General features: G+C 65.8%; 12 protein-coding genes, 1 tRNA gene, 1 pseudogene and 1 riboswitch. Of the genes and pseudogenes, 8 read left to right on the top strand and 6 right to left on the bottom strand.

Annotated features, from left to right (window positions below; translation table 11 throughout):
- The first annotated feature begins 14 nt into the window (after positions 1-14).
- Both DFP89_RS15320 and purL read left to right on the top strand, forming a co-directional pair.
- Complete coding sequence (locus DFP89_RS15320) at positions 15-932, top strand: LysR family transcriptional regulator (protein ID WP_114350265.1); 918 nt, start codon at positions 15-17, stop codon at positions 930-932.
- 306 nt (positions 933-1,238) lie between these two features.
- On the top strand, positions 1,239-3,404 hold the full coding sequence (purL, locus tag DFP89_RS15315) for a phosphoribosylformylglycinamidine synthase subunit PurL (protein WP_114350264.1): 2,166 nt from the start codon (positions 1,239-1,241) through the stop codon (positions 3,402-3,404).
- Positions 3,405-3,520: 116 nt separating this feature from the next.
- On the opposite strand, the gene DFP89_RS15310 is transcribed toward purL, so the two are convergent.
- Positions 3,521-3,604 (bottom strand) — tRNA-Leu (locus tag DFP89_RS15310).
- Between the two features lie 150 nt (positions 3,605-3,754).
- Positions 3,755-4,702, bottom strand: coding sequence for a lipoyl synthase (lipA, locus tag DFP89_RS15305; protein ID WP_114350263.1), 948 nt, complete (start codon positions 4,700-4,702; stop codon positions 3,755-3,757).
- Positions 4,703-4,847: 145 nt separating this feature from the next.
- Here lipA and DFP89_RS15300 point away from each other — a divergent pair, with 145 nt between their 5' ends.
- Positions 4,848-5,396 (top strand): peroxiredoxin, encoded by a 549-nt coding sequence (locus DFP89_RS15300; protein ID WP_114350262.1) that lies wholly within the window; start codon positions 4,848-4,850, stop codon positions 5,394-5,396.
- Between the two features lie 77 nt (positions 5,397-5,473).
- Here the strand turns inward: DFP89_RS15300 and DFP89_RS15295 are convergent, their stop codons facing one another.
- Complete coding sequence (locus DFP89_RS15295; RefSeq protein ID WP_114350261.1) at positions 5,474-6,667, bottom strand: DUF6456 domain-containing protein; 1,194 nt, start codon at positions 6,665-6,667, stop codon at positions 5,474-5,476.
- Positions 6,668-6,881: 214 nt separating this feature from the next.
- On the opposite strand from DFP89_RS15295, the gene DFP89_RS15290 reads away from it, so the two are divergent.
- Positions 6,882-7,223: a DUF6477 family protein gene (locus tag DFP89_RS15290; protein ID WP_114350260.1), complete on the top strand. Its 342-nt coding sequence runs from the start codon at positions 6,882-6,884 to the stop codon at positions 7,221-7,223.
- Between the two features lie 18 nt (positions 7,224-7,241).
- On the opposite strand, the gene DFP89_RS15285 is transcribed toward DFP89_RS15290, so the two are convergent.
- Complete coding sequence (locus DFP89_RS15285) at positions 7,242-8,825, bottom strand: helicase HerA-like domain-containing protein (protein WP_114350259.1); 1,584 nt, start codon at positions 8,823-8,825, stop codon at positions 7,242-7,244.
- A gap of 547 nt (positions 8,826-9,372) precedes the next feature.
- On the opposite strand from DFP89_RS15285, the gene DFP89_RS15280 reads away from it, so the two are divergent.
- Positions 9,373-10,092 carry an invasion associated locus B family protein gene (locus DFP89_RS15280; protein WP_245948794.1) on the top strand — a complete coding sequence of 240 codons (720 nt, stop codon included), beginning with the start codon at positions 9,373-9,375 and terminating at the stop codon, positions 10,090-10,092.
- Positions 10,093-10,168: 76 nt separating this feature from the next.
- Here the strand turns inward: DFP89_RS15280 and DFP89_RS15275 are convergent, their stop codons facing one another.
- Positions 10,169-11,707, bottom strand: a complete 1,539-nt coding sequence (locus DFP89_RS15275) for a DegQ family serine endoprotease (protein ID WP_114350257.1) — start codon at positions 11,705-11,707, stop codon at positions 10,169-10,171.
- Positions 11,708-11,943: 236 nt separating this feature from the next.
- On the opposite strand from DFP89_RS15275, the gene DFP89_RS15270 reads away from it, so the two are divergent.
- Together DFP89_RS15270 and DFP89_RS15265 are read left to right on the top strand one after the other, a co-directional pair.
- Complete coding sequence (locus DFP89_RS15270) at positions 11,944-13,242, top strand: thioesterase family protein (RefSeq protein WP_114350256.1); 1,299 nt, start codon at positions 11,944-11,946, stop codon at positions 13,240-13,242.
- A 6-nt stretch (positions 13,243-13,248) separates the two neighbouring features.
- Positions 13,249-13,746, top strand: a complete 498-nt coding sequence (locus DFP89_RS15265; RefSeq protein WP_114350255.1) for an NUDIX domain-containing protein — start codon at positions 13,249-13,251, stop codon at positions 13,744-13,746.
- On the opposite strand, the gene DFP89_RS15260 is transcribed toward DFP89_RS15265, so the two are convergent.
- Positions 13,719-14,387, bottom strand: coding sequence for a TenA family protein (locus DFP89_RS15260; protein WP_114350254.1), 669 nt, complete (start codon positions 14,385-14,387; stop codon positions 13,719-13,721). The genes DFP89_RS15265 and DFP89_RS15260 overlap by 28 nt on opposite strands.
- A gap of 67 nt (positions 14,388-14,454) precedes the next feature.
- Positions 14,455-14,570, bottom strand: a riboswitch (TPP riboswitch).
- A gap of 139 nt (positions 14,571-14,709) precedes the next feature.
- On the opposite strand from DFP89_RS15260, the pseudogene DFP89_RS15255 reads away from it, so the two are divergent.
- A pseudogene (locus tag DFP89_RS15255) lies at positions 14,710-15,898 on the top strand (AI-2E family transporter); the annotation flags it as partial.
- Positions 15,899-15,909: the final 11 nt, after the last annotated feature.

Below are 15,909 nucleotides of genomic sequence, written 5' to 3'. Positions count from 1 at the left end.
AAGAAAGCAATATTATGGACTGGGACAAGCTAAGAATATTTCATGCCGTTGCCGATGCGGGCAGCCTGACCCATGCCGGCGACGTGTTGCACCTGTCGCAATCGGCGGTCAGCCGCCAGATCCGCGCGCTGGAGGATTCGCTTGGCACCACCCTGTTTCACCGCCATGCCCGCGGGCTGATTCTGACCGAACAGGGCGAGCTGCTGTTCGAGGCCACCTCGCAGATGGTGCGCAAGCTGGACACCACCTCGGCCCGCATCCGCGACAGCGAGGAAAACGTCTTTGGCGAGTTGAAGGTCACCACCACCACCGGCTTCGGAAGCATGTGGCTGGTGCCGCGCCTGGCCAAGCTATACGAGCGCTATCCCGATCTGAAAATCGACCTGATGCTGGAGGAACGCATCCTTGACCTGCCCATGCGCGAGGCAGACGTCGCCATCCGCATGAAGGAACCCAGCCAGCAGGACCTGATCCGCCGCCGGCTGCTGAACATCCGCATGCGGCTTTATGCCACGCCGGAATATCTTGAGCGGGCAGGAACGCCGGCCGTCTTTGACGACATGGCCACGCATCGGCTGATCTGCCAGAACCCGCAGACCCCACAGGTCAGCTCGGGCGCGGTGCTGTCGCAGGCACTTTTGGCGCTGAACATGACCTCGACGCTGATGGTGAACAACTATTTCGGCGTGCTGCAAGGCGTGCTGAACCATGTCGGCATCGGTGTGCTGCCGGACTATCTGACCGCAGATTTCCCCAATCTTGTCCGGGTCTTGCCAGATATCGAATCGGGCGAGGTGCCGGTCTTTCTGGCCTTCCCCGAGGAATTGCGGACCTCGCGGCGCGTCACCGCCTTCCGCGACTTCGTGCTTGAGGAAATCCAGTCCATCCGCAAGCATCAGGCCGAGGACGAGCCGGCCGCGCAATCCGCCTGATGCCGCCTTGCGCGGCAGATGCGCGGCACATCTGCCACAGATATTCGCAGAACGCATATCGGCCATGTCTGCGAATGCGCAGTTCATCCTTGAACCGCTGGGGAACTCTCCCTATCTGGGACGGCGAAGGGGATGATTTGAGGAAACTCTCATAACCTTCAACCTCCCTGTTGGACTTGAGCCGGGCTTCATGCCCGGCTTTTTTTTGCCCTGCGCCAAGGCATTTTTGCCTCTGGCCGCGCCCGCCTCTTTCCTAACCAGCCGCCGCCGCTTAAAAGGCCGGAAATACCGGGGAAAGGGGCCAGCATGACCGAACCGCAGATCACCGAGGAGCTGATCGCCTCGCATGGGCTCAAGCCCGACGAATATCAGCGCATCCTTGAGATCATTGGCCGCGAGCCGAGCTTTACCGAGCTGGGCATCTTCTCGGCCATGTGGAACGAGCATTGTTCGTACAAATCCTCGAAGAAATGGCTGCGTACCCTTCCCACGACCGGCCCGCAGGTGATCTGCGGCCCCGGCGAGAACGCGGGCGTCGTCGATATCGGCGACGGTCAGGCCGTGGTCTTCAAGATGGAAAGCCACAACCACCCCAGCTATATCGAGCCGCATCAAGGCGCCGCGACCGGCGTGGGCGGCATCCTGCGCGATGTCTTCACCATGGGAGCGCGCCCCATCGCCGCCATGGACGCGCTGTCCTTCGGTCGCCCCGAACACCCCAAGACCGCACATCTGGTCAAGGGCGTGGTCGAAGGCATCGGTGCTTATGGCAACGCCTTTGGTGTCCCGAATGTCGGCGGCGAGGTGCGCTTTCACCAATCCTATGACGGCAACTGCCTTGTGAACGCCTTTGCCGCTGGGCTGGCGGATGCGGACAAGATCTTCTACTCGGCCGCCTCGGGTGTCGGCATGCCGGTGGTCTATCTGGGCGCCAAGACCGGCCGCGACGGCGTCGGCGGTGCGACCATGGCATCGGCCGAATTCGACGACACGATCGAAGAAAAGCGCCCCACCGTGCAGGTTGGCGACCCCTTTACCGAAAAATGCCTGCTGGAAGCCTGTCTTGAGCTGATGCAGACCGACAGCGTGATTTCCATTCAGGACATGGGCGCGGCGGGACTGACCTGCTCGGCGGTCGAGATGGGCGACAAGGGCGGCCTGGGCATCCGGCTGACCCTGGATCATGTGCCGCAGCGCGAAGCCAACATGACCGCTTATGAGATGATGCTGTCGGAATCCCAGGAACGGATGCTGATGGTCCTCAAGCCCGAGAAAGAGGCCGAGGCCCGCGCGATCTTTGAAAAATGGGATCTGGACTTCGCCATTGTCGGCGAAACCATCGCCGAGGACCGTTTCCTGATTATCCATGGCAATGAGGTCAAGGCCGATCTGCCGCTGTCGAAACTGTCCTCAAGCGCGCCCGAATATGACCGGCCCTGGGTAGAAACGCCTGCGGCGGCAGCCATGCCCGCCCTACCCGCCATCACCCCCATCGCAGCACTGAAGACGCTGATCGGCAGCCCGTCTTATGCGCATAAGGGCTGGGTCTGGGAACAGTATGACACGCAGGTCGGCGCCGACACGATCCGCCGCCCCGGTCTGGGGGCTGGCGTCGTGCGCGTACATGGCACGACCAAGGCGCTGGCCTTTACCAGCGATGTGACGCCCCGCTATGTTAAGGCAAACCCCCATGAGGGCGGCAAGCAGGCCGTGGCCGAGGCCTATCGCAACCTGACCGCCTGCGGCGCACGGCCCTTGGCCACCACAGACAACCTGAACTTCGGCAACCCCGAAAAGCCGGAAATCATGGGACAGCTTGTCGGTGCGATCAAAGGTATCGGCGAAGCCTGCGCGGCGCTGGACTTTCCCATCGTCTCGGGGAACGTCTCGCTTTACAATGAAACCGACGGCAAGGGCATCCTGCCAACGCCGACCATCGGCGGTGTCGGCTTGATCGACCATCTGGACGATCTGATCGCCGGTCGGCCGAATGACGGCAACATCGCGCTGGTCATCGGCGTAACGCAAGGCCATCTGGGTCAGTCTGCACTGGCCGCCGAAGCCTTTGGCATCGAGGCGGGCGACGCCCCCCATGTCGATCTGGCCGCCGAGCGCCGCAACGGCGAATTTCTGCGCGCCAATCGCAAGCTGCTGAATGCGGCAACCGACCTGTCGGATGGCGGTCTGGCGCTGGCTGCCTTTGAAATGGCCGAGAGCGCCGGTCTGGGCCTGACGCTGGACAGCGGCGATATCGGCCAGCTTTTTGGCGAGGATCAGGCCCGCTATCTGGTCGCCTGTTCGGACATGCAGGCCAAGGCGCTGATGGATGCAGCCAAGGCCGCTGGCGTGCCGGTGGTGGCAGCCGGACGCTTCGGCGGCAAGGCCGTGTCCCTGGGTGGCGACAGCGCCGATCTGGCCGCCCTGTCGGACCTTTATCGCGGCGCCTTCAAGGCCGCGCTGGACCTGCACTGATCCAGAGAAACGCAGCGAGCCCCGCCCGGACTCTCTGCCATCAGACCCTTGCGCCAGAGTTGCGCAACGCCAAAGGCGCCCCGAATGAGGCGCATCCGATCTTGCAGATTTTGCGGTGGTACCCGAGGTCGGACTCGAACCGACATGCCTTGCGGCGGCGGATTTTGAATCCGCTGCGTCTACCATTCCGCCACTCGGGCCTGAGCATCCGCGTAAAATGTCGCGCGAGGATTTGCAAGGCCTCACATCAATAAGGGCCCGCAGCAATATTGCGTCCCGCGATGACGGGGGGCTTTGCGCCCCCCGGCCCCCCCGCAGGATATTTGCATGAGGAGAAGGGCGGGCGGGGCTTATGCCCGGCCCAGCTTCTCCATCCGCGCGTCGCGCAGCCGGGCGAAATCATCGCCCGCGTGATACGAGGAGCGCGTCAGCGGCGTCGCCGACACCATCAGGAAGCCCTTGCCATAGGCCGATTTCTCATAGCCCTTGAACTCTTCGGGGGTGACGAAGCGGTCGACACGGTGGTGCTTGGGGGTCGGCTGCAGATACTGGCCGATGGTCATGAAATCGATATCGGCGGCGCGCATGTCGTCCATGACCTGCAAGACGCCCTGCCGGTCCTCGCCCAGGCCCACCATGATGCCCGATTTGGTGAACATCGAGGGGTCAAGTTCCTTGACCTTCTGCAACAAGCGCAGCGAATGGAAATAGCGCGCGCCGGGCCGCACGGTCGGGTAAAGCCCGGGCACGGTTTCCAGATTGTGGTTGAAGACGTCGGGGCGCGCCTCGACCACGGCCTCCAGCGCGCCGGGACCCGATTTCAGGAAGTCGGGGGTCAGCACCTCGATGGTGGATCCCGGCGAGCGGTGGCGGATAGCGCGGATGGTCTGGGCAAAATGCTCGGCCCCGCCATCGTCCAGATCGTCGCGGTCGACGCTGGTGATGACGACATGTTTCAGCCCCAGCTTGGCCACGGCATGGGCGACGCGGCCCGGCTCGAACACGTCCAGCGCATCGGGGCGGCCGGTCGCGACATTGCAGAAGGTGCAGCCGCGCGTGCAGATCTCGCCCATGATCATCATGGTGGCGTGGCCCTGACTCCAACATTCGCCGACATTAGGGCAGCCCGCCTCTTCGCAGACGGTGGAAAGCCGGTTTTCCCGCATGATGTCGCGGGTCTGCTTGTAGCCCTCCGAGGTCGGCGCCTTGACGCGAATCCAGGCCGGCTTCTTGGGCTGGGGCTGGTCGGGACGATGGGCCTTTTCGGGGTGGCGCAGAACCGGGGGCTGATCCGCCATATCGGTATCCTTTGCTGGTTTGAGCCAAACTTAAGGTCTTTTCCGGGCTTGATCAACGGCCCGCGATGGGTGCATCTGTCGCAGCCGATGCCGCAGCGCAGCATCGGCCATCAGGGAGGAGCGCAGATTGAAAAGGACAAAGACGATGAAACAAGGCGATCAGCTTCCCCAGGTGACCTTCCAGACCCGCATTCGCGACGAATCCGTGGGCGGCCCGAACCCCTATCGCTGGCAGGCGGTCACCACCGAGGATTACTTCAAGGGCAAGCGCGTGGTGCTGTTCTCGCTGCCGGGCGCCTTCACGCCGACCTGCTCGACCTATCAGCTGCCGGGGTTCGAGAATGCCGCGGGCGAGATGGCCGATCTGGGGATCGACGCGATCTATTGCATGTCGGTGAATGACAGCTTCGTCATGAACCAATGGGCCAAGGCGCAGAACCTGAACCATGTCCGCGTCATCCCCGATGGCTCGGGCGCGTTCACCCGGAAGGTCGGCATGCTGGTGCGCAAGGACAATCTGGGCTTTGGCGCCCGCAGCTGGCGCTATGCCGCCATCGTCAACAATGGCGTGGTCGAGACCTGGCTGGAAGAGCCGGGCCGCATGGACGACTGCCCCGAGGATCCCTATGGCGCCAGCTCGCCGGAATCGGTTCTGGACTGGCTGCGCGCCAATCCGGTCAAGGCGGCGGCCTGAGCCGCAGCTGACAGACATGCGAAAGGGCGCCACCCGGGCGCCCCTTTTCATTCGGCCCGTCCCAGGCGGGGCGGGTCTCAACCGATCAGTGGCGATCCGGTACCATAGGTTTCGCGGTAATGGCGTTCCAGCCGCATCAGCGCCAGCCGCAGCACGATCTTGCCCGAGCGCGCCGACCAGCCCAAGCGGCGCTCGGTCATCTCGATCCCCTCCAGAAAGCAGCAGACGCGCAGGCACATGTCGCCCATGCCCGGCCCCAGCTCGCGCAGCGCCGCCGCGACGCGGTTGCGCGCCCCTTCCGAGCCGCCGCCATGGCTGTTGGCATTGCGCGACACGTCGATCCCGGCGGTCAGGAAGCGGTCCCAGTTCTGGGTGACGCGCGCGCCCATCTGCGCCAGTTCGAAATCCTCGCGCAGCCGCTCGCCCGCCGCGACCAGTTCCGGGGCAAGGAAGGGCCGCCCGTCCGATTCCCGGCGCCGAGCCAGCATCAGAAGCGGGCTTTCGGCGATATTGACCCGGGTGCGGCGGCGGCGGCCGTCCTCGGGATCGGTGATCTCGCGCTCTTCCCAATGGCGATGGCGGTCGGCATGGGCGAATTCCGCGGCCGCCTCGGCGCAGCCCTCGACCTCGGGGACCGGATCGGCAAGGACGAAATCCTCGCCGCGCGGGATCGCATTGCCGCGCCGGGCCGACAGCAGCGCCCGCAGCGCCTCGCGCCCCTGTGCCGAGATCGCATAGCGGCTGACGCGCCCCTGCCCGATCTGCTGCACCCAGGCCCGCATCGCCATATGCTCGGCCAGTTCGCGGTCAAGAATGGCGGTGCGGATGTCGTCGCGCACGATGATCGCTTTCTCCATCCCATCGGCCACGACCATCTGCGCGCCCGGCTCGGCCAGGCGACGCAGAACCCGGCCGATCTGGCGCATGCCGATCCGGCCCGGCCCGGCCTGCGGCTTGTCCGCCGCCTCTGCCTCGGAGGCGCGCTCGACGGCGCGATCGACCAGCGGATCGTCGCGGCGCGCCTCAAAGCGGCGGATACGGCGCAGGATGGTCGAGGCGTGACAGCCCGCCTCGCGCGCCAGCGACCGGATCGATTCGCCCCGCTCGACATGGCGCAGGTATAGTTTCAGATCGCCGTCGTCCTCTGGCGCACAAACGGGCGTCCCGATATCGATTGCGGGCCGATTGCAAGCCGGGACGCCGATGCCGGATGGCAGTCCGGCAATCGAGGCGTCCAAGGCGAAATCTCCCGTCAAAGCTGTCATGATCATTCCTTCGCTTCCTGAAGGCGAACCGGCAGAAGCTCGCCCATGGGTTGTTTTTCATCCTGCGGCCGGTTGCAGGATCAAATCCGAGATGCGGCAATATTTGCTAAGAATTACTAAATATTTCTTGCCATTCCGCACGCAGCTAAGGGCGATCGCGCAACACACGTCATGGTTGAACATACTTCGAGCAACACAGATCAGACCCGGAGGAACGACCATGACCATGATGAGCAGCGTGATTGCCTTTGAACCCCGCGCCGGCCAGCCCCGGCTCAGCCGTCCGCGTCTGCTGGTGCAGGCCGCGCGGGCCGGCCAGTCCGGCTGGCGCCGCGAGCGCGACCTGCGCCGCGTGCTGAAATGCGAAAGCCTGCCCCGCCCCGAGGCGGCGCTGGCGCGGCTGCATGCGGAAGAGGCGCGCCACGACCAGGCTCGGCGCGAGAACCGCGCCGAGTATGACCTGCATCGTCACATCATGTTGCTGATCGCCATCCTGGCTGAGACAGCCGAGATCGCGCCACGCGCGGTCTTGCCGCTGGGCGGCGGAAGGATTGCCCGCTGAGCGCGCGCATGCGCGCCCCTACTTGCCCCTGAAAAGCGAACCCAGGACCCCGCGCACCAGCGCCTGCCCGCTTTTCGTGCCCAGCTGGCGCGCGAAGCTCTTGCCAAAGGCCTCGACAATCGAATCGGTCGAGGAACTGCGCGCGGAACTGCTGCGCGGCTTTGGCGCATCGGGGATCTGGATGCCGGGATCATAGCGCCGGGCGCGGCTGTATTCGCGGTCCATCGACCACAGATCCTCGTCGCCGCCCTTGGCCCCGGCCTTGGCGCTTTCCTGCGCCGCCGTCTCGGCGCGCTTGGCCAGGATCTCGGCGGCGGATTCGCGGTCCAGCGTCTTGCCATATTTCAGCGCCATGGCCGAGGCGGCATTCATCGCCGCGCGCTCGGCATCCGCAATCGGCCCCAGCTGCGCCGAGGGTGGTCGCACCAGCGTGCGCTGCACGATTCCCGGCACGCCCTTGGCTTCCAAGAGCGAGGTCACCGCCTCGCCGGTGCCGACCGCCTGAATGGCCTCGGCGGTGTCAAAGGCGGGGTTCGGGCGATAGTTCTGCGCCGCCATGCGCAACGCCTTCTGGTCCTTGGCGGTAAAGGCGCGCAACGCGTGCTGGACGCGGTTGCCCAGCTGGCCCAGCACCGCATCGGGCAGATCAGCGGGGTTCTGGCTGATGAACCACAGGCTGACGCCTTTCGAGCGGATCAGCCGCGCGACCTGCTCGATCTTGTCGATCAGTGCCGGCGGCGCATCGTCAAACAGCAGATGCGCCTCGTCAAAGAAAAAGGCGATGCGCGGCTTGTCAGGGTCGCCCACCTCGGGCAGCTGCTCGAACAGTTCCGACATCAGCCACAGCAGGAAGGTCGCGTAAAGCCGCGGCGCGTTCATCAGCTTTTCGGCAGACAGGATGTTCACCATCCCCTTGCCCGAGGCATCCAGCCGCATGATATCTGACAACTCCAGCGCGGGTTCCCCGAACAGCCGGTCGCCACCCTCGTTTTCCAGAACCATCAGCGCGCGCTGGATCGCCCCCACCGAGGCCGTCGAGACATTGCCGTATTTCAGGCTCAGATCCTTGGCATTCTCGCCGATCCAGACCAGCATGGATTGCAGGTCCTTCATATCCAGAAGCGCCAGCCCCTGCTCATCGGCGACGCGGAAGGCGATGTTCAGCACCCCTTCCTGGACATCGCTCAGCCCCATCAGCCGCGACAGCAGCAGCGGCCCCATCTCGGAGGGGGTGGTGCGGACCGGGTGGCCCCGCTCGCCCCAGATATCCCAGAAGGTGACGGGGAAACCCTCGTATTGCAGTTCGACCCCGATCTGCAACGCGCGCTTCTGAAAGGGCTCGTGCAACTTGCCATTCGGATCGCCCGGCTTGGCGATCCCGGCCAGGTCGCCCTTAACATCGGCCATGAAGACCGGCACTCCGGCGCGCGAAAATGATTCGGCCAAGGTCTGCAAAGTCACCGTCTTGCCGGTCCCGGTGGCGCCCGCGATCAGTCCGTGACGGTTGGCATATTTCAAAAGCAGCGACTGCGGGCTGGCATAGCCCTCGCCTCCGCCGCCCACAAAGACCGTCCCGGCATTCAGATCGACGATTTCAGTCATAGTTTCCCCTCGGATCGGCAAAAAAACGCGCGGCTAGAACAAAAGGACAATACAACCGTAACGCATTTGTGCCAGTCTTAACCTGTCGGGCCTTGCCCCCCTTGGCCGGTCCGACTTCCTCCCTGTTGGACTGCCGCGCCTTCGGGCGCGGCTTTTTTCGTATTCCGGCATTATCTTGCCATTTGGAAATGACAATCCAGACATATGGCAACATATCGATTAGTATAGTTGACGCATTGCAGCGCGCGGCCTAGCTTGCGTCGCAATGATGACCGGCCAGTCCGGCAGGGAAGGAAAGCTGGGGATCCGGGGCGGCTGTCTTACGCCTCGGGTCCCTCGCTTTTCCACCGCCCGCATCCTTGCATTTCCCTTTTGCGCCGGCCCGGAACAACCGCTGCGGGTCAGGGCCTGCCTGCCGACATGGCAGACCGGCGGCGTCGGCAGAGGAACGCAAAGGTGACACGCAAGCGCAGCGATCTGCCCTGACATTGCCGGATCGGCATGCTAGGAGCGGTTGCGAAACATGGACCAAAGGAAGAAGAGAACCATGGCCAAACGGACGTCCACGGCATTCATCGCCGCCCTCTTCACCCTGGTGGGCAGCGCAGGAATTGCATCTGCGCAGACCGCCACCGAGACCCCGGCCCAGCCGGCGGCAGAGGCGCCCGCCGCAACCGCCCCCGCAGCCCCGGCCGCCACGGCTCCGGCTGCCCCCGCCGCGCCGCAGGTCGGCCAGCCCTATGCCAAGGAAACCCATGGCGCCTGGACGCTGCGCTGCATGAAGACCGAAACCGGCGCCGATCCCTGCGAGCTGTATCAGCTGCTCAAGGACAAGGACAATTCGCCCGTGGCCGAGGCCTCGGTGATCCCGATGACCGGCAACAATGTCGAAGCCGTCATCACCTTCGTCGCGCCCCTGGAAACCGACCTGTCGGCCGGTCTGGGCCTGCAGGTCGATGCCGCCAAAGAGGCGCGCTACCCCTTCATGCTGTGCGCCCGCGTCGGCTGCATCTCGCGCATCGGCCTGGCCTCGGCCGAGCTGGACCCGCTCAAGCGCGGCAGCGCCGCGACGGTCACGGTGCTGCCCTTCGGCTCGAAAAAGGAAGACATGGTCAAGCTGCCGCTGTCGCTGTCGGGCTTTACCGCCGGCATGACCGCGCTGGTAGAGGCCAACAAGGCCGCCGCCGCCGCCAATCCCGAGGCGCATACCGCCGCGCCGCAAACGGCTGCGCCCGCCGCCGCGGCTCCGGCCGCGCCCCAGCAGTAAGCCAGAAAAAAGGGGCGCCCCAAGGCGCCCCGTTCGATCGGGCCGGGATTTCCCGGCCCTTTTTCATGCGCGGGCCTTATTCGACCGGCAGTGCGACAAAGCGCGGCTCGCCGGCGCGGCGCACCATCACCAGCAGCGATTTGCGCCCGGCATCGCGGGCCTCCTTGATGCGCGCCTGCAGATCGCCCAGCGAGGCGACCGGCTGCTGGCCCGCCTCGGTGATGACATCGCCTGCCGACAGGCCCTTTTCGGCTGCAGCGCCGCTCGGGTCGACCGATTGCACCACCAGCCCGGTCATGTCGCGCGACACGCCCAGCTCGGCCGCGATCTCGGGCGTCAGGGGCGCCACGGTCATGCCCATCAGGTCGCTGGCGCTTTCCGTGGCACTGTCCACCGAACCGCTGCCGCTGCCCTCGGCCAGCTCGCGCCGGCCCAGCGTCACCTTCAGTTCGACCGGCTCGCCGTCGCGCTGCACGGTCACGTCCACGGCCTCGCCCACCGGGGCATCGGCGACGCGGCGCACCAGCTCGCGCGGGTCCTCGACCTCGCCGCCGGCAAAGCTGGTGATGACGTCACCCGCCTTCATGCCGGCATCGGCGGCAGGCCCGGCGGGAACGTCGGTGACCATCGCGCCCTTGGCCTCGGCCAGGCCCAGGGAATCGGCGATATCCGAGGTCACCGGCTGGATCTTGACGCCCAGCCAGCCGCGGCGGGTCTCGCCGAATTCCTCAAGCTGTTCGACCACCTTGCTGACCACGTTCGAGGCCATCGAGAAGCCGATCCCGATCGAGCCGCCATTGGGCGACAGGATCGCGGTGTTCACGCCGATCACCTCGCCATCCATGTTGAACAGCGGCCCGCCCGAGTTGCCGCGGTTGATCGCCGCATCGGTCTGGATGAAATCGTCATAGGTCCCCGACAGCGCCCGGTTGCGCGCCGAGATGATCCCGGTCGAGGCCGAGAAGCCCTGCCCCAGCGGGTTCCCCAGCGCCAGAACCCAGTCGCCGACCCGGCCATCGTCGCTGTCGCCGAACTTGACGAAGGGCAGTGCCTCGGGGCTTTCGACCTTGAGCACGGCGATATCGGTCTTTTCGTCCTTGCCGATCACCTTTGCCGGCAGCGTCTTGCCCGAAAAGAATTCGATCTCGATCTCGTCGGCGCCGTCGATGACGTGATTATTGGTGACGATCAGCCCGTCGGCCGAGATGACGAAGCCCGATCCCAGTGCGTTCGAGCGCTGCTCGCCCTGCGGGCCGCCAAAGGGATTGCCGCCGTCCGGCATGCCCGGAAAGCCGAATTCGCGGAACAGGTCGCTGAACGGGCTGCCTTCGGGGAATTGCGGACCGCGCGCCAGCGGCGAGGACACGGTTGCCGTAGTGGTGATATTGACGACCGCCGGGCTGACCATCTCGACCAGGTCGGCAAAGCTTTCCGGCATGACCTGCTGCTTGCGGGCCGTGCTTTCGGGCGCGGTCAGCGGCTGGTTGTCATTGGCCGCCGCCTGCGCCGCCTCGGCGCCGGGCGTCGCGGCCTCTTGCGCCAGCGCCGGCGACAGGGACAGCAACAAGGCAAGGCCCGACGCGGTCAGGAGGTGGCGGGGGGAATTTTTATACATCTGGAAATCTCCTTACATGCCGGGACGCCGCTCCGGGCCCCGACAATGTGATCATGTTCAAGGGGAATTTCGACCCCGTTGCAAATAAACCACGCTCGCACCGAATGAACTGATCGTGACTTGCCGCGAATGTCCAGACCGGAACCGCCCCATCCGACAGCGCGCATGACAAGCGGGACCCCGCCGAAGTAGGGTTGCCCTGCATATCAGCGGCGCGCAGCAGCACGGAGGCGGGCATGAAGATCGCGGCAATCGGCGGAAACGCCACCGGCAGCGGCTGGATCGCGCGTTTCGTCCTTTCGGGCCATGATGTCGTGCTGCATGATCCCGCCCCTGCGGACCCTTCGCTGCCCGGCGCAATTCTGGCGCAGGCCGGCCACGCCTGGCAGCGGCTGTTTCAGGCGCCCCTGCCCGAACCGGGCCGGATCATCCCGGCCGGCAGTCTGGCTGGGGCCGTGGCCGGCGCCGCGCATATCCAGGTCAGCCTGCCGCTGGATGCCGCATTGCTCTCCCGGATCGAGGCCGACGCGCCGGACAGCGCGATCATCGCCGCATCCGCCCCCGCCGCCCCGCTGGCCGAGCTGCGCCGAACCGCCCGCCACCCCGAGCGTGTGTTGCTTTTGCACGGCACCGACCCGGTCTATCTGTTGCCAGCGGCCGAAATCATCGGCGGCGGCGCGGCGGCGGACCGGCTCTCGGCGCTGCTGGCGGCGACCGGTATGGAGACGGTGCAGATCGCCCGCGAGATCGATATCGGCGGCCGCCTGACGCAGGCGCTGTGGCGCGAAGCCCTGGCGCTGGTCCATGACGGCGTCGCGACAACCGCGCAGATCGACCGGATCCTGCGCGGCGGGCCTGGCCTGGCCTGGACGCTGACCGGCATTTTCGCGACCCTGCGCGAGGTGGCTCCCGATACGGTCCGCGGCATGCCGGCACGGATGCGCGACGAGATCCTCGTCGGTCTCTTGCAGGCCCTGAAGGCAAGCGATCACGGCGCCGGACGCGCCGTCCTCGCGCAAGAGAACGCCCTTTATGCCCGCCGCCCGCCGCCCCAACCCGGCTATCCGCTGCGGCTGCATCAGGCGCGAGTGCCGGGCGGCTGGCTGGACTATAACGGCCACATGACCGAATTCCGCTATCTGCAAATGATGGGCGACGCCACCGACGCCGTTCTGACCCATATCGGCATGGGGTCGGATTATCGCGCTCAGCACCGCTCGGCCTATTCGGTCGAGACCCATATCCGCCACCTGTCCGAGGTGAAGCTGGGTGAGCTGCTGACCGCCGAAACCCGGCTTCTGGGCCATGACGCCAAGCGCATCCGCCTGCATCACCGCATCCTGCGCGAGGATGGAACAGAGGTCGCGACCGGCGAGCATATGCTTGTGCATGTCGATACCGCTGCCGGCCGCGCCGCCGAAATGCCGCCCGCGCTGATCGCGGCGCTGGACCGTATCGCCGCGCAAGAGACCATGCCGCATCCCGACCATGCCGGGCGCGGCATCCGCGCCGTGCAGCCCCCGGCGACGGGCTGAGGGGCCATGCGGATCACCGAAAGACAGGCCGCGCGCGCCATCCTGCTGACACCCGCGAACGAGGTGCTGCTGATGCGCGTCGAGGTCCAGAATGGCAGCTTCTGGATCTGTCCCGGCGGCGGGCTGCAGGCGGATGAGACCGCGCCCCGGGCGCTGGAACGCGAACTGACCGAGGAACTGGCGCTTGAGGGCGCGCAGATCGGCCCGCTGCTGTGGAAGCGCTGCCACGAGATGACGCTTTACGGCCGGCGCTGGCGCCAGTCCGAGGATTATTTCGTCGTGCCCGTCAGCCGTTTCACCCCCCGCATGCAGGACGCGGCCGAGGCCCGCATCCTGCGCGAATTCCGCTGGTGGCGCCTCGACGAGCTTCGCCACAGCACCGAGGCCATCGTGCCGCAATCCCTGCTGCGCATCATCCTGGATTTCCGCGAAAGCGGGCCGCCCCGCGAACCGCTTGAGGTCGAGATGGTGACCGATCAGCCCGGAACCGGCTCGGGCGCATAGGCCGCGTCGAAAAAGTCGCGTTCCAGCACCACGGCGCGCGCAAAGAAATCCCGGGCCTGCGCCTCGGCCGAGGGCCCGACCCGGTCCAGTTCGGAACGCAGGAAGGCCACGAAATCGCGAAAGAACGGGTTGTCGTGAAGCGTGATCCATTCGGCGTGAACGAAGTTTTCCGGCAAGGGCCGCGGCGCCCGCTCGGCCCAGTCCAGATACAACCCCTCGGCCACGGTCAGCACCGCCAGCGCGGCGGGATAGGCGCGCGTCGCCGCCGCCTCGCGCATCAGCGCCTTGAACCCCGCCGTGGGGGCAGTGTCGGCGATCCTGGCTCGCGCCCCGGCCGAGACGCCAAGCGCGGCGAAAGCGCGCTCGAAATAGTCATTCTCGTCGCCCGAGATCATGCCGGCAAAGCGGCCCAGACGCAGCCGCGCCTCAAAGCGGTCGGCCGAGGCGATGGCCGCGCCAAGCAGCATCAGAAAGGCGTCCAGAAACCGATGATCCTGCACCAGATAGGCCGCCATCTCCCTGTCGGACACGGTGCCGGCGCAAAGCTCGGCGACAAAGCGGTGGCCGGTGGCCGCCTGCCAGTCTTGGGCGCATTCGTGGCGCAGGGTTTCGCTGAAGGTTGTGGCAAGGCTTTCGGTCATCACGGCTCCTGGTGACAAGGGGCAAGACCGGGGCGTCCATGGTCTCGCGGTGAGACCGGCAAAAAGACAGGCAGTTCCACCCCATCCCTTCGCCGGCATGATCCGGATCAGGTTCAAAGGGTCACCGCGCTGCATCTGCCAGCGGTTTCTCAGCCCCTTGTCGGGACTCCCCTTGGTGGGCGGCAGGCTAACGGCGCGAAACCGGCTTGTCACGCGCCGATCTGTGACAACCCGAACGGCTTTCGCGCTTGCAGCCGGGGCCGATCTGTTATCTCGTGAGTCAAGGCCCGCGACAGGGCCAAAGACAGGGCCGGACACAAGAATGAACACGCGCGACATGCCCCAAGCCACGGGTGCGGCACCGCGGGCGGAGACGCCTGCCGGTCAGGGCGGAGCGCGACAGACCGGATTGCGCGTCCATCGCCAGCCTCTGGTGACCAATATCTCGGCGGCGCGCTGGCTGCTGCTGGCCATCGTCGCGGCCTCGATCTATTTCTTTCACGGCTTTCTGGTGCCGGTTTTGGCGGCCTCGGTCATCGCGCTGGCCAGCTGGCCCCTGCGCGACCGCGCCGCCTTCCAACTCGGGCTGGGACGGACCGGGGCTGCGGCGGCATTGGTGCTGGTGCTGATCTGCTTTCTGGTCATCCCGATCACCATGGCGCTGATCTATGCCTTTCGCGAACTCAGCGCCTGGTTCAACTGGGCGATCCTGGTCAACAATGCCGGCGCGCCGACGCCGGACTGGCTGGCCGGCCTGCCCCATGTCGGGCATTGGTTCGACAAGAACTGGAATACCTATATCGGCCGCCCCGGCGGCATCAGCGAGATCGTGCAGCTGGTCAGCGGCTCGAACATCGTCGCCATCTATCGCGGCGCGCTGACCGCCAGTTCGCTGGCCTTTCACATGGCGCTGAACATGCTGTTCATGCTGATCACGCTGTTCGTCTTTTACCGCGACGGCGACCGGATCGCCGCGCAGATCGACCTTGTCGGCCGCCACATCCTGCCCGACCGCTGGAGCCGGCTGTCGCGGGTCGTCCCCGCCACCATCAGCTCGACCGTGACCGGCATGACCCTGATCGCCATTGGCGAGGGCGTCATTCTGGGCACCGCCTACTGGATCGCGGGCGTGCCCTCGCCGGTCACCTTCGGCGTCATCACCGGTTTCATGGCGCTGATCCCCGGCGGCGCGCCTTTGTGCTTCACGCTGGTTTCGGCCTATCTGGTGGCCAGTGGCACGCCGCTCGCTGGCGCGCTTTTGTTCATGTGGGGCACCTGCGAGCTCTTCATCGTCGACAAGACCATCCGCCCGGTTCTGGTCGGCGGGCCGGTCAAGCTGCCGTTCCTGCCGACCTTTTTCGGGCTGATCGGCGGGGTCAAGACCATGGGCATCGTCGGGCTGTTCGTCGGGCCGGTGCTGATGGCGCTGCTGGTCTCGATCTGGCGCGAATGGCAGCGCGAGGTCAGCGATGACGAGACCGGCACACCCGGCTGATCCGTTACCCTATCCCGCAAAGGAAAA

The sequence above is a fragment of the Paracoccus lutimaris genome (assembly GCF_003337565.1).
GTDB lineage: Bacteria > Pseudomonadota > Alphaproteobacteria > Rhodobacterales > Rhodobacteraceae > Paracoccus > Paracoccus lutimaris.
Note: the sequence above shows the minus strand (reverse complement) of the source record. Positions and strands in the feature narration are given on the sequence as shown.

Excerpts from the sequence above, each read along its gene's own strand:
- DFP89_RS15320 (WP_114350265.1), top strand. The coding sequence starts at position 15 with ATGGACTGGGACAAGCTAAGAATATTTCATGCCGTTGCCGATGCGGGC.
- purL (WP_114350264.1), top strand. The coding sequence starts at position 1,239 with ATGACCGAACCGCAGATCACCGAGGAGCTGATCGCCTCGCATGGGCTC.
- lipA (WP_114350263.1), bottom strand. The coding sequence starts at position 4,702 with ATGGCGGATCAGCCCCCGGTTCTGCGCCACCCCGAAAAGGCCCATCGT.
- DFP89_RS15300 (WP_114350262.1), top strand. The coding sequence starts at position 4,848 with ATGAAACAAGGCGATCAGCTTCCCCAGGTGACCTTCCAGACCCGCATT.
- DFP89_RS15295 (WP_114350261.1), bottom strand. The coding sequence starts at position 6,667 with ATGATCATGACAGCTTTGACGGGAGATTTCGCCTTGGACGCCTCGATT.
- DFP89_RS15290 (WP_114350260.1), top strand. The coding sequence starts at position 6,882 with ATGACCATGATGAGCAGCGTGATTGCCTTTGAACCCCGCGCCGGCCAG.
- DFP89_RS15285 (WP_114350259.1), bottom strand. The coding sequence starts at position 8,825 with ATGACTGAAATCGTCGATCTGAATGCCGGGACGGTCTTTGTGGGCGGC.
- DFP89_RS15280 (WP_245948794.1), top strand. The coding sequence starts at position 9,373 with ATGGCCAAACGGACGTCCACGGCATTCATCGCCGCCCTCTTCACCCTG.
- DFP89_RS15275 (WP_114350257.1), bottom strand. The coding sequence starts at position 11,707 with ATGTATAAAAATTCCCCCCGCCACCTCCTGACCGCGTCGGGCCTTGCC.
- DFP89_RS15270 (WP_114350256.1), top strand. The coding sequence starts at position 11,944 with ATGAAGATCGCGGCAATCGGCGGAAACGCCACCGGCAGCGGCTGGATC.
- DFP89_RS15265 (WP_114350255.1), top strand. The coding sequence starts at position 13,249 with ATGCGGATCACCGAAAGACAGGCCGCGCGCGCCATCCTGCTGACACCC.
- DFP89_RS15260 (WP_114350254.1), bottom strand. The coding sequence starts at position 14,387 with ATGACCGAAAGCCTTGCCACAACCTTCAGCGAAACCCTGCGCCACGAA.